At 47.2% G+C, this 12,673-nt stretch carries 7 protein-coding genes and 2 CRISPR repeat arrays (1 of these 9 running past the window's edge); of the genes, 6 read left to right on the top strand and 1 reads right to left on the bottom strand.

Annotated elements, in window-relative coordinates; genetic code table 11:
- Positions 1–70 precede the first annotated feature (70 nt).
- Positions 71–988, bottom strand: coding sequence for an alpha/beta hydrolase domain-containing protein (locus Q0482_RS03760; RefSeq protein WP_299143564.1), 918 nt, complete (start codon positions 986–988; stop codon positions 71–73).
- Between the two features lie 864 nt (positions 989–1,852).
- Positions 1,853–3,081: a CRISPR direct-repeat array (repeat unit 28 nt; unit sequence GTTCACTGCCGCATAGGCAGTTTAGAAA).
- A gap of 173 nt (positions 3,082–3,254) precedes the next feature.
- On the opposite strand from Q0482_RS03760, the gene cas1f reads away from it, so the two are divergent.
- Genes cas1f through cas6f form a run of 6 tightly spaced genes read left to right on the top strand, consistent with a single transcriptional unit; the run spans position 3,255 to position 11,203 of the window.
- On the top strand, positions 3,255–4,214 hold the full coding sequence (gene cas1f / locus Q0482_RS03755) for a type I-F CRISPR-associated endonuclease Cas1f (RefSeq protein ID WP_299143561.1): 960 nt from the start codon (positions 3,255–3,257) through the stop codon (positions 4,212–4,214).
- On the top strand, positions 4,211–7,555 hold the full coding sequence (gene cas3f, locus Q0482_RS03750; RefSeq protein WP_299143558.1) for a type I-F CRISPR-associated helicase Cas3f: 3,345 nt from the start codon (positions 4,211–4,213) through the stop codon (positions 7,553–7,555). Before cas1f ends, cas3f begins: the two co-directional genes overlap by 4 nt.
- A complete protein-coding gene (locus tag Q0482_RS03745) occupies positions 7,539–8,702 on the top strand; it encodes a type I-F CRISPR-associated protein Csy1 (protein WP_299143555.1) in 1,164 nt (387 codons plus the stop codon). The genes cas3f and Q0482_RS03745 overlap by 17 nt, the downstream gene beginning before the upstream one ends.
- Positions 8,699–9,589 (top strand): type I-F CRISPR-associated protein Csy2, encoded by an 891-nt coding sequence (gene csy2 / locus Q0482_RS03740; RefSeq protein ID WP_299143550.1) that lies wholly within the window; start codon positions 8,699–8,701, stop codon positions 9,587–9,589. Before Q0482_RS03745 ends, csy2 begins: the two co-directional genes overlap by 4 nt.
- Positions 9,590–9,599: 10 nt before the next feature.
- Positions 9,600–10,625 carry a type I-F CRISPR-associated protein Csy3 gene (gene csy3 / locus Q0482_RS03735; RefSeq protein WP_299143547.1) on the top strand — a complete coding sequence of 342 codons (1,026 nt, stop codon included), beginning with the start codon at positions 9,600–9,602 and terminating at the stop codon, positions 10,623–10,625.
- Positions 10,625–11,203 (top strand): type I-F CRISPR-associated endoribonuclease Cas6/Csy4, encoded by a 579-nt coding sequence (cas6f, locus tag Q0482_RS03730; RefSeq protein WP_299143544.1) that lies wholly within the window; start codon positions 10,625–10,627, stop codon positions 11,201–11,203. The genes csy3 and cas6f overlap by 1 nt, the downstream gene beginning before the upstream one ends.
- A gap of 133 nt (positions 11,204–11,336) precedes the next feature.
- A CRISPR array of direct repeats spans positions 11,337–12,673; the repeat unit is 28 nt; unit sequence GTTCACTGCCGCATAGGCAGTTTAGAAA (it continues 4,276 nt past the right edge of the window).

Below are 12,673 nucleotides of genomic sequence, written 5' to 3'. Positions count from 1 at the left end.
AAGAACCTTCGGCCCATCAGGGCCGTCAACCCTCACGCCAAAGGCGTGTCCAAGGCCGCCTTCGGCGGCCTCACATCCCTACCGTCTCATCCAGCGGTTCCTGGCAGAAGAGCTTCATGGCGCCCTCCGCCATCTTATCCCCCTCATGGGCGGCGCCTTCCACCACGTCCAGTTTCCAGCGGAAAGGCACACCCAGCTCCGCCGCCTTGGCTTCGCAGAAATGGAAATAATTATTGCACCGCTCCATGCGGTTCATCCCCTGGGCATCCGCCTCCGGCGTATCCCGGAAAGGCTTCTCCCTGGAAATATCATTTCCTCCCATGAGCATGATCACCGGACGGGAAAAAGCCCGGGCCAGATCCCTGTCGGAGAGAGGCACATTCTTGATGCCGTAGGGATAGCACACATTTTTATCGGGCATGGTAAACCAGCCCGCATTGGCACAGACGATGGCATCTGCCGCAGGATGGCTGGCAAAGAGAGAATACCGGTGCATCAGCTGGCCGCCGGCGGAGTGGCCGAAAAGGATGACCTTCCCCTTCGCCCTCGTCCGGCGACGGATGGCGGCAGTCACATGGTCGATGGCATCAAACGTCCACTGCTTCCGCGGCTGGATATGGCCCGATTCCCCCTCCGCATCGGAAATATTTCCCTCCTGATACCACCGGGCACCGGGGTACTTCTTCGGCGAAAACTCCGGGCAGGCGATGAGCATATTGAAACGCACCGCCAGATCTTCCAGATGCTTCTCAAACCGCTCCGCCTTCCGTGTATACCCCGGGAAAGCGATAAACACCGGCTGATCCTCCGTCCAGGTAGCAGGCTTGTAATAATAAACCGGAATCGGATCCCTGCAGGTACCGCTGGGATCCTCCAAGAAATAAGAACTCTCACCCACCGGCAGAGACAAAGCCTTCCGCCGCGGGAGCAGATACGCAGTCACAGCGCCAAGGGCCAGTGCGGCCAGCGCCTTCGTAACCTTACCCAATCGTAAAATCTCCTTAGATAAATGAAGTCAGATAAAGAAGGCAAGCACCCTCCAATTGCCATATTATAGCACGGGAAGGGGTATAAGACGATAGAAGGCAGCGGATAGACGATAAATGATAGACGATAAATGATAGACGATCGGCATCAGAATCTCCTGCGGAGAAAGTCGCACATTGCACAGCACTCATAGTGTCTTTTTTTAGAGGAAAGGTAGTGCCGCAGGCACAAAAGGGGCTCCTTCCTGTCGACCGGTATTTACGGGCAGATGAGTGACTGGCGGCATGTACCAAGATTCTTCCCTGTGTTCGGAATGACTTGCCCGGCGGGAGGTTTAGCGCGTAACGCCCTTGCCCACCCCTGTCTAAGGGGTGGGTGGCGAGCGCAGCGAGCCGGAAGGGGTTGGCCGCCAAAGGCGGCCCCAATGATACTCCTCCCTCCCACCGGCCACTATATAACCGGAGAAGCGAAGAGCCCGGAAGGGCCGGCCGCCAGTCCCGCCTGCGCGCAACCATGGAAAGCGGGACGGCCGAACTCCTTCCTCATCAACTCTTCTCCACCAGCCGGCTGAAAAGTACATAAAGAAACTTCCTGGAATTCTCAAAGACAGAATCCCTGTCCAAAGCGCTTTCGGTGCCCGCTTCAGGATTTCAGGGAGTTTTTTTGCGTGTCTGAAAAGGAAGGGGCAGCAGTGACAGGTGTGAAGGTGAAGGTTTTCATGGGGCATTAAATGACCAATGAAAATTCCTGAATCCGGGGAAGCCCATAATTACGGAGATTTGCCAGAAGTAAAAATATTTTGGTAAAATAAGGAAGAAAGCACAGGCTCTCGATAAGTACAGCTTTCTTTTCGGGAAATGGTCAGGTTCACTGCCGCATAGGCAGTTTAGAAATACCAAAAGGCTAAAAAGCGGGCATTCCGAGAGTTCACTGCCGCATAGGCAGTTTAGAAATACGCTGGGAGCTGGTGTATCTCCTGCTGACCGTTCACTGCCGCATAGGCAGTTTAGAAATCCGGGGGAATGGGTTCGAGCTGGCGGATGATGTTCACTGCCGCATAGGCAGTTTAGAAATTGCGGGAAGCCCAAGGCCACGTTGTTTTATCGTTCACTGCCGCATAGGCAGTTTAGAAACGGAGGGAGTAGCGCAGATTCAATCGTGGGTTGTTCACTGCCGCATAGGCAGTTTAGAAATCTTCGGAGGCGGGGGAGGCTCCAATGGAAATGTTCACTGCCGCATAGGCAGTTTAGAAAATCTTGCTTACAAGTGTAGACAAGACGCAAGCGTTCACTGCCGCATAGGCAGTTTAGAAAATCAAGGACATCCTGGCCCATTTGCCGGAGGAGTTCACTGCCGCATAGGCAGTTTAGAAATTTGTGGCTTTGTCCAGGCGTTTGCCGGTTTTGTTCACTGCCGCATAGGCAGTTTAGAAATATGAGCTCTTTGGTGAGGACTGGCCTCATTAGTTCACTGCCGCATAGGCAGTTTAGAAATGGATAAAGTGCCCGGGGTAATCTTTGACGGATGTTCACTGCCGCATAGGCAGTTTAGAAAATGCATAAGATTTTTTCATTTTGAATCATCCTGTTCACTGCCGCATAGGCAGTTTAGAAAATGCATAAGATTTTTTCATTTTGAATCATCCTGTTCACTGCCGCATAGGCAGTTTAGAAATTCAGGCGTCGGGGTCTGATAACACTTGATGAGTTCACTGCCGCATAGGCAGTTTAGAAATGGGGCAGTCGCCACGGCTGCCCCGGAGATGAGTTCACTGCCGCATAGGCAGTTTAGAAATATAGTCTCAGAGCGGTTAATCTGTTATAACTGTTCACTGCCGCATAGGCAGTTTAGAAAAGTTAAGGCCTTTTCCTTGACAGTTTCCCATTGTTCACTGCCGCATAGGCAGTTTAGAAATCAAATCATTAAAAATGTTGTTTTCAAGCCATGTTCACTGCCGCATAGGCAGTTTAGAAAATTCTATTTTTTCAGAACCAACCAACACAACAGTTCACTGCCGCATAGGCAGTTTAGAAATCCGATACCCCGAGCGCCATCAGGCGCTCGAGGTTCACTGCCGCATAGGCAGCAAAGCTATCAACAGTTTGGAATTTCCGATTTATTCACTGACTTCTATGCTTGAATTTCAGAAAAATTATTTTTTTATTAGATTTTTTGTGTCATGTCATCTTCTGTCATTATCAAATGATACAATAAATGAAAATATAAGTATTTGATTCATTTATTTCAAAACGAAAGTGATGAAGACTATGAATACTTTACTTTCCAAGTCCGATTTCAAGGTTATTCTTCATTCGAAGCGGGCCAATATTTACTATCTTGAAAAATGCAGGGTCATGCAGAAGGATGGTCGGGTTGTTTATCTGACACAAAGTAAGGATAAAAACCTGTTTTGGAATATTCCGGTGGCTAATACGACAGTAATTCTTCTGGGCAATGGTACGTCCATCACCCAGGGGGCCATGCGGATTCTCTGTGGAGCCGGTGTAATGGTGGGATTCTGCGGAGGCGGTGGTACGCCGCTGTTTGCCGGTACGGATATTGAATGGCTCAGCCCGGGTAATGAGTATCGCCCGACTGCCTATATGCAGGGGTGGATGTCTTTTTGGTATGATGAATCGAAACGTCTTAGAGCAGCCAAAGTGTTTCAGCAGGAAAGATGCCGATTTTTGGAGAAAGTGTGGTCATTTGATGATGAACTCCAGGATGAGGGATTTTATGCAGATGATGCAGATGTGGAAGCAGCTTTGGCTTTTTATCGTGCCAAAATTGAAAATGCAGATGATGTGACGGAGTTATTGCTGGCAGAGGCAGAGTTTACAAAACATCTTTATAAATATGCGGCGTCCAATGTGCGGATGACCGGCTTTGTCAGAAAAAGGGAAGCAGATGATAAGGCCAATATCTTCCTGGACCATGGTAATTATCTGGCCTATGGCCTGGCGGCCTGTACCTTATGGGTTCTGGGGATACCCCACGGTTTTGCTGTGATGCATGGGAAAACTCGTAAAGGGGCCCTGGTTTTTGATGTGGCTGATTTGATTAAAGATTCCATTGTTCTTCCCTGGAGCTTTATCTGTGCGTCCAAAGACTGGAAGGATAAGGAGTTTCGGGAGAAGTGCCTTGAGAAATTTACGGAACATAAAGTGCTTGACTTCATGTTTGATGTGGTCAAACGAGTGAGCCTGGAGGCAGGTGATTGCTCATGATGGTTCTTTTTATCAGCCAGAGCATAAAAAAGGCGCAGCTTGTCACCCGCCGCATTTTGGATCAGTATGCCGACCGTATTGGAAATGATGTATGGAGAACAGTGATTACATCGGATGGACTGGAAACGGTTAAAGTGCTGTTGAAAAAGAATGCATCCAGAAATACAGCGGTAGCCTGTCACTGGATCCGCTCCAGAAATCGGGATGATTTGTTGTGGATTGTAGGACGCAGGGACGCTTTTGATGAAAATGGACGTGTTCCGGTCAATTTTACTACGAAGGAAATGATTCATGAAGACTGGGAGAATGACTGGGCCTATCTTCCTTTTGTTACCATCCTCACTGCCCTGGCTGCTTTATTCCATGACTGGGGTAAGGCCTCTGACTATTTCCAAGACAAATTGGCCAGGGGACTTCTGACAGCAGATCCTTTCCGGCATGAATGGATATCCTGCAAGATATTGGAAGCGGTCGTTCGCTGCAGTCATGCCTGGGATGATGATAAAAAATGGCTTGCTTTTCTGGCAGAAGGGAAATTTGATCAGGACAAAGTCAGGAAAGCGATGACAGAAGGGGATCCGGAAAAGCTGGCTCCGCTGCCGCCGCTGGCAGGCCTTCTGACATGGATCATCTTTTCTCATCATCGCCTGCCTGATCCGGATAAGACGGTAAGAAACAAGTATGACGGAAGGCAGAGAAAAAACATTGGCGATATGCTGCAAAGCATCAGCGGAACATGGGGCTATGAAAATAAAGAAGCCCAGGAGCCGGCGGCTTTGGAGAAGTGTCTGACCTTTTCGGCAGGATTTCTTTGGGATGATGCGCCGATATGGAGAAAAATGGTCAAAAAATGGTGTCTCCGGGCCCTGGAGAGCTATGACAGGCTGGCAGGCATGATGACAGGACCAGAGCTGCAGCCGGTTCTGCGGAGATGTTTGAATGATGCAAGACTTGGTTTGATGCTTGGAGATCACTACTTATCTTCTCTTCGGCGGGCAGATGATCAAAGCTGCTGGGGAGCTCGCACATTGTGGGCCAATACGGATCGGAAATCAGGAAAGCCCAAACAGTATTTGGAAGAACATCTTGTAGGCGTAACAAAGCAGGCATTGAGAATCGCCCATAGGCTTCCGGCCTTTTCTGAGAACATGGAAAAAGCCTATGATGTGCATTCTCTTAAAAAGACAAGCCCTCCTGCTTTTCGGTGGCAGGACAGGGTGGCTGCAAAAATCAGGAAGTACAGAGACAGTGATGAAAGAAAACGGGGCTGGTTTATTATAAATATGGCCAGCACTGGCTGCGGGAAAACAATGGCCAATGCCAAAATCATGGAAGCTGTATCGGAAGATGGCGAATCCCTGCGTTATGTGCTTGCCCTCGGACTGCGCTCGCTCACCCTGCAGACAGGGGACGAGTACAGGGACCGGATTGGCCTGTCTCCTGATGAAATGGCTGTTATCATAGGGTCTAATGCGGTGCTGAAGCTTCATCAGCAAAGCCCTGGCTCATTATCGGATCCATCTATCTATGGCGAAGATGGAACTCTCATGGAGCAGGAATTAAGCTGCGTGAATACCCAGTCGGAAAGCCAGAATCAATTTTTGAATATCTTTTTTGACCCGGACCATCCGGACAGTGCACAGAAGAATAAAAATTTCCTTTACAAACCGGTGCTGGTAACCACCATTGACCATATGATGGGAGCAGTGGAAACAAAGCGGGGCGGCAGATATATACTTCCCAGCCTTCGCCTTATGTCATCCGATCTGGTTATTGATGAAATTGATGATTTTGACAGGGAAGATCTGACTGCCATTGCCAGACTCGTCCATCTGGCCGGCATGTATGGAAGAAACGTGGCGATCTCCTCAGCAACCATCCCGCCGGATCTGGCAGAAGGTATGTACAGATCCTATATGGCGGGGCTGGCCTGCCGGAACGCTTTCTTCTCCGAGAAAAAAGCAGGTACTGTGGTCTGGTGCGATGAATTCAGGACAGATGTACAGACCATGGATACGGAAGACAGCCGGTTTGCGGAAAATCATGACCGGTTTATCAAAGCCAGGATAGAAAAACTGAGGAAAGAACCGGCCAAGAGGAGAGGATTCCTTGTCCCCTGCAAAGTCAATGATGATGAATCCGATCTGATAAAGGGATATTTCAGCAGTATAAAGCAGGCAGTTCTTCAGCTCCATAGAGACCATCATGTGGTGGATCGGAAAACAGGAAAAAATATTTCTATCGGCGTCATCAGGATGGCTAATGTCAATCCCTGTGTGGAGCTCAGCCTGTATCTTATGCAATGTAACTGGCCGGATCATACGGCGGTCAGGGTGATGACATATCACAGCCGGCAGATTCTCCTCCTCCGCCACGAGCAGGAAAAATATCTGGACTCCGTATTGAAGCGGAAGCAGGAAAATGGGCAGGTCGTCGATATAGAAGACCCGGTCATGAGAAACCATATCGATCATGAGACAGAAGAGGATCTTATCTTTATCCTTGTGGCTACACCGGTAGAGGAAACAGGACGGGATCATGATTTCGACTGGGCCGTCATCGAGCCTTCTTCCGGACGTTCCATTATCCAGTTGGCAGGCAGAGTGCTCCGCCATAGAAAGAGGACGGAAGATATTTCCAGCGCCAACATAGCCGTCATGGATTATAACCTGCGGGGACTGCAAGGACAGAAAAGGGCTTTCATTTGGCCCGGTTATGAGGATGGGAGATATGTGCTGGAAACGCATTGCATGGAAGAACTGATAGATGGGAAGAGGATGGAGAAAAAGATTGATGCGGTGCCCAGAACTCGTAAAGCTTCTCATCTGGAGCCCTGTAGAAGATTGATAGACCTGGAACAGCAGATTATGGCTGATTTCAACAGTTTTACCGACACGGGCCCGCAGTGCATCAACGGGTGGAATCACGAAGCCTGGTGGATGACAGCTCTGCCACAGGAAATGAACCGGTTCAGGCGGGCAGACATACCGGAAGAGAAGTTGTATGCTAAGTATATAGATGGAAAGGTCTGTCTCTGCGAGCAGGATGCAGACACATCCTGCAGCAAGGTGTATGGTATTGAACCGTATACGGGTATGACGCCTGGCATGAAGAAAAGGCTGTGGCTTTCAGATGAAGAACGGAATTACATAAAACTTCTTGAAAGTTTGGCAGCAGGACAGGACGGACCAAAAGAGGAACTTATGAAAAGATACTCCGAAATTTTTGGCGAAATAACGCTTCCGGCGTCTAAAAACAATGCCAAAATACTTCTATATTCTGATCAGTTGGGACTATTTCATATGGAAAAGGAGGAATCGGAAATTGGGAAAGCTCAGTGAATATATACAGGAACAGGCAAAGAAGAAAAACAAAACGCCTGAAGTCTGGCTGGAAGGTGTACTGGCTAATCTCTCCAAATGCACGCTGGCAACGCATGTCGGAAAATTTTCAAATCCGGACAGTAAGGTTGTTATTTATGATAATTCGCAATCAGGTATGGACGGTCTTGTAACTACAACTTCCTCTGCATGCGAAACAGATATGATTTACTCCTCTGCAGCCTATATGGCATCTACAAAGCTTCTGCTTCAACCTATGGAGGATGGCAAAAGCTGCCTGGAGCATTTGCAGACAGGTGAAAGTGATGTATATGAAGAATTTGGGCAGTTTGGCATAAAGCAAGAACGGATCCATGAAGCATTGGATGGGATAAAGAAAGCGGAAAGCCTGGAAACTGATGGCAGACTGAGACAGGTTTATTTCCCGGTAGGAGAACATGATTATCATTTATTGACAGTGCTCCCGGCTTCTTCTCTTATGGAAACCATGAGCAGCAGGATAAAAGTGATGAATCATAGATGGTTTGATACGAACAATAAGAAAAAAGACGTATTTGGTGAATCTGCCAGCCATATAAGCAATCTAACGGTTATAGGATTTGGGGGAACCAAGCCACAGAATATCAGCACGTTAAATGCAAATTCCGGAGGGAAAGCTTACCTCTTGTATTCTATGCCGCCGATAATCAGCGATGAACATACCAGACTTCCCAAGCATGACATCTTTATGGAATGCATTCCTTATAGTATCTGCAATGATGCTATCCAAAAGCTGCATAAACTATTTACAATGGACAGAAATAATATGGACATTCGAGCAAAAGTTCGATTCCACATAGAAAATGTGGCAGACTATTGTATAGAAACCGCAGAAATTATACGGATGCATCAGGAGGGCTGGAGTCTTGAGGGAAAATACAGGAACCTTTCATTAGCTCAGAAAATTTGGCTGGACTGTGTCTATGAGAAGGAATGGGGAAATGATGAATGGCGCCATGAAGTGGGGAAGCAGTTCGGAAAATGGATCATTCGACTCTATGGCCGAATAGAAGGTTCCGAAAAAGTTGCTTTGGGAGATGAAGAAATGCAGATGTTTTCTGAAGTGATGGAAGATGCCTTAAAAAAGGAAGTGAATTCTGCCTTATGAAATCTTATTTATTGATTCGCCATATGAAAGTCCATAATGCCAATGCCATGAGCAGTACCCTGACCATAGGCGTACCGGCAGTGACAGCTTGGATGGGAGCAGTGCATGCTTTGGAAAGAAAGATCAGGCAGCAGAAAACATGGAATCATATCCGCTTTCCCCGTGCGGGCATTTCGTTTCATCAATGCAACCTGCAGGTATACAAAGGAATAGGCGATTCCTATTATTCTATCATTGGAACAGCCAATCCACTGCGGAAGAAAGGTGCAGGCTTTGAGAGGCCTCCCTTTATTGAAGAACCGCGTATCCATCTTGATATATCCCTTCTGGTGGAAGTGGAAGGACTGGATGGGGACAATGACGAAGAATTTCTTGCCTGCGTCCGGCAGCTCCTGCCATCTATGAAAATAGCCGGCGGGGACATTCTGGAAATCAGGAAATCCAGGCTCTGCTATGCTGACAGGGATCATCCACAGGAAGAAAGAAAAGTATTGTCTGCTTTAATGCCCGGATTTGTCCTGATTGAAAGGGATGACCTCATTCGACAGATGACAGAAACAGGAACTGACAGTCTGCAGGCGCTGCTGGATTATCTTAAAATTACTAGAACTGCACGGAAAGATGAAAATGGAAATATAGACGGATGGGATTATTTCCGAAAAGGAAATGGATGGCTGGTTCCTATTTCTGTTGGATTCAAAGGGATCTCCAAACTCGGAAAAGTAAAAAATCAGAGAGACACTTCCGTTCCTCACCAATTTGTAGAAAATGCGGTGACTCTGGGAGAATTCCGAATGCCCTATCGTTTTGAACATGTTGACGATATTCTGTGGCATTATGAATATGACAGTAAAAATAGTTTATATCTCTGCAGTAATCATAAATAAGGAGGAAAAGATGATGGCTGACAAAAATTTCAAAAAGGCTTCTGTGTTGGCATTTGAAAAGAAACTGGTGGTATCGGATGGGTACATGTATGGTACTATCTGGGAGAATCGTGACCATGATGCAAGTCCAATCAAACTGGTTGAAAAATCGGTTCGAGGCACGATTTCCAACCGGCTTAAAAAAGCGGTAAAAAATGATCCGGCAAAATTAAATGCACAGGTAGAAAATCCTAATCTTCAGACTGTAGACAGTGCATCTCTGGCTTTGGATCAGGATACGTTAAAGCTGGTATATACGGTGAAAGTGCTTTCCGGTGTACAGTACCCCTCTGCCTGCAACAGCGCCAGCCACTATGAAGGAATTCGTTCCATGGGAACAGAATTTATTAAAGAACAGGGATTTAAGGAACTGGCACACAGGTACGCATATAATCTGGCAAATGGCCGCTTTTTATGGAGAAACCGGGTTGGGGCAGAAGCATTGGAAATCCGGGTGCATATTGCGGAATATAATAAAAACTGGGTATTTGATGGGTACCGGTATTCGTTGAAAGATTTTGATGAAGATGCTTCTTCTGTTGATGAATTAGCTGCGCTGATTGCAGATACACTGTCTGGAGAGAAAACGTCCCTTCTCATTGAAGTAGAAGCATTTGCAAAAGTAGGAAAAGGGCAGGAAGTGTACCCCAGCGAAGAATTGATTTTGGATAAGGGCAAAGGCAAAAAGAGCAAAGTTCTTTATCATGTAAATGGCATAGCAGCTATGCATTCTCAGAAACTGGGCAATGCCATCCGGACCATTGATACCTGGTATCCGGAGTATGATGGGAAAAGGAATGGCCCCATTGCAGTAGAGCCCTATGGCGCAGTTACAAATCTCGGTATTGCATACAGACCGCCAAAGGAGAAAAAGGATTTCTATACCCTTTTTGACGCATGGTCAGAAGGAAATAAACCGGACAGCATAGATGATCAGAACTATGTCATGGCAGTTCTGGTAAGGGGAGGAGTCTTTGGCGAAGGGGATAATGACTGATGAATGTATACTATCAGGAAATCACATTGATTCCGGATGGAGAAACACCGGCTTTTTTCCTTATGTCCAAGGTCTTTATGCAGATACACCTGGCTTTGGGAAATTGGAAAAACCGGACCGGCAGCCAGCCTTTCGGTATCTCCTTCCCGCAGTATGAAGAAAAAAGCCTGGGCGTAAAAATCAGGATATTTGCTGAAAGCAGAGAGCAGCTGGAAAAACTGGATATAGAAGGATCCCTGGAAAGGCTTAAGGATTATGTTCACTTGACATCCATTAGAAAAGTGCCGGTAAACAGGATAACCGGATATGCATCTTTCAGCCGTTATCAGCCGGACGCATCGGTGGAGCAGAAGGCCAGTAGATTTTCTGCTCGGCATCCGGGTACATCCTATGAGGAAAATCTTTCCCTGATGAAACAGAAAAAAGAAGACTACGGCAAACCTTTCATCCATATGAAGAGTTTGTCCGGCGGTCAGAAATTTAATCTGTTCATAGAAAAGACGCCCCAAGCCGAAGAGATGAGAGGAACCTTCAGTACCTATGGCCTGAGCCGAGCTGCATCCCTGCCTGAATTTTGACCAATGATAAAATAGCAGTCGGCGAAACATCGATAAATACGTAATCTTTTCATCTGGCCGGAAAACATTGGTTGATTTGGTAAAAACCTGAAAAAGACACGAATCTATCGGTGCTCCTTTCTGCACATCTTCAGTTCACTGCCGCATAGGCAGTTTAGAAACGGTCGTCTTCCTCGGAGCGTGGGAGGAAATCGTTCACTGCCGCATAGGCAGTTTAGAAATTTTACCCGCAGGGTTATGGCCGTACAAGTAAGTTCACTGCCGCATAGGCAGTTTAGAAAGCGAAGAGTGTCGCCGCCGCTCATCCATTCGTGTTCACTGCCGCATAGGCAGTTTAGAAAATCATCGTAAACGGTGACGGCGAGGAAATGGAGTTCACTGCCGCATAGGCAGTTTAGAAACGTGACATTGTGGACCCCCTGGAAAGCGTTATGTTCACTGCCGCATAGGCAGTTTAGAAATCCGGGGGAATGGGTTCGAGCTGGCGGATGATGTTCACTGCCGCATAGGCAGTTTAGAAAACTTTTCGAGGTAAAGGTAGAGGCGGAAAAAAGTTCACTGCCGCATAGGCAGTTTAGAAAAAACCCGAGATTAAAAGGGCACTTGTAAGACTGTTCACTGCCGCATAGGCAGTTTAGAAATGTATTCGTTGCCGCAGAGCGGTCGCCTGTATGTTCACTGCCGCATAGGCAGTTTAGAAAGCTCTGCTCCCCCGGCCTCATTGGCCCTCTCGGTTCACTGCCGCATAGGCAGTTTAGAAAAATAAAGCGAATGTGGATCAAAATCAATAGATGTTCACTGCCGCATAGGCAGTTTAGAAATGACAGCCCCCTGCCGCCGGCCGAACAGGAAAGTTCACTGCCGCATAGGCAGTTTAGAAACATTTGGCCTCCAGCTTGCCGCCCCTGTTTGGGTTCACTGCCGCATAGGCAGTTTAGAAACTGTATTGTGTTTTTGTTGACTTGTGCATCAAGTTCACTGCCGCATAGGCAGTTTAGAAAAACTATGCCTACGGAGCCGTAGGATCTGTATTGTTCACTGCCGCATAGGCAGTTTAGAAAAGTCATGACCATTGACTTCAACAAGCGTCACCGTTCACTGCCGCATAGGCAGTTTAGAAATCGATGATTTTTTAAGAGTGGATATTTGATTTGTTCACTGCCGCATAGGCAGTTTAGAAATCGATGTGCAGGCAAGGCAGGTTAGCTTTGATGTTCACTGCCGCATAGGCAGTTTAGAAATCCATCAAGTAGCATTATTTTAATATGCCTATAGTTCACTGCCGCATAGGCAGTTTAGAAATCATAAGCTACCAAAATAGACTCATCTACATCGTTCACTGCCGCATAGGCAGTTTAGAAATGTGGCTCTCCGTCCCTCAATCCTGTGGCTCTGTTCACTGCCGCATAGGCAGTTTAGAAAATTTGTCATATCCACCCGTTGGATACTGTCCAGTTCACTGCCGCATAG

Origin of the sequence: uncultured Dialister sp., from assembly GCF_937959425.1 — a bacterium.
Classification (GTDB): Bacteria; Bacillota; Negativicutes; order Veillonellales; family Dialisteraceae; genus Dialister.
The sequence above is the reverse complement of the archived record's forward strand: the minus strand, read 5'-3'. Positions and strand labels throughout refer to the sequence as shown.

What these genes read in the sequence shown, in the direction of transcription:
- csy2 (WP_299143550.1), top strand. Translation starts at nt 8,699, where the DNA reads ATGAAATCTTATTTATTGATTCGCCATATGAAAGTCCATAATGCCAAT.
- csy3 (WP_299143547.1), top strand. Translation starts at nt 9,600, where the DNA reads ATGATGGCTGACAAAAATTTCAAAAAGGCTTCTGTGTTGGCATTTGAA.
- cas3f (WP_299143558.1), top strand. Translation starts at nt 4,211, where the DNA reads ATGATGGTTCTTTTTATCAGCCAGAGCATAAAAAAGGCGCAGCTTGTC.
- cas1f (WP_299143561.1), top strand. Translation starts at nt 3,255, where the DNA reads ATGAATACTTTACTTTCCAAGTCCGATTTCAAGGTTATTCTTCATTCG.
- cas6f (WP_299143544.1), top strand. Translation starts at nt 10,625, where the DNA reads ATGAATGTATACTATCAGGAAATCACATTGATTCCGGATGGAGAAACA.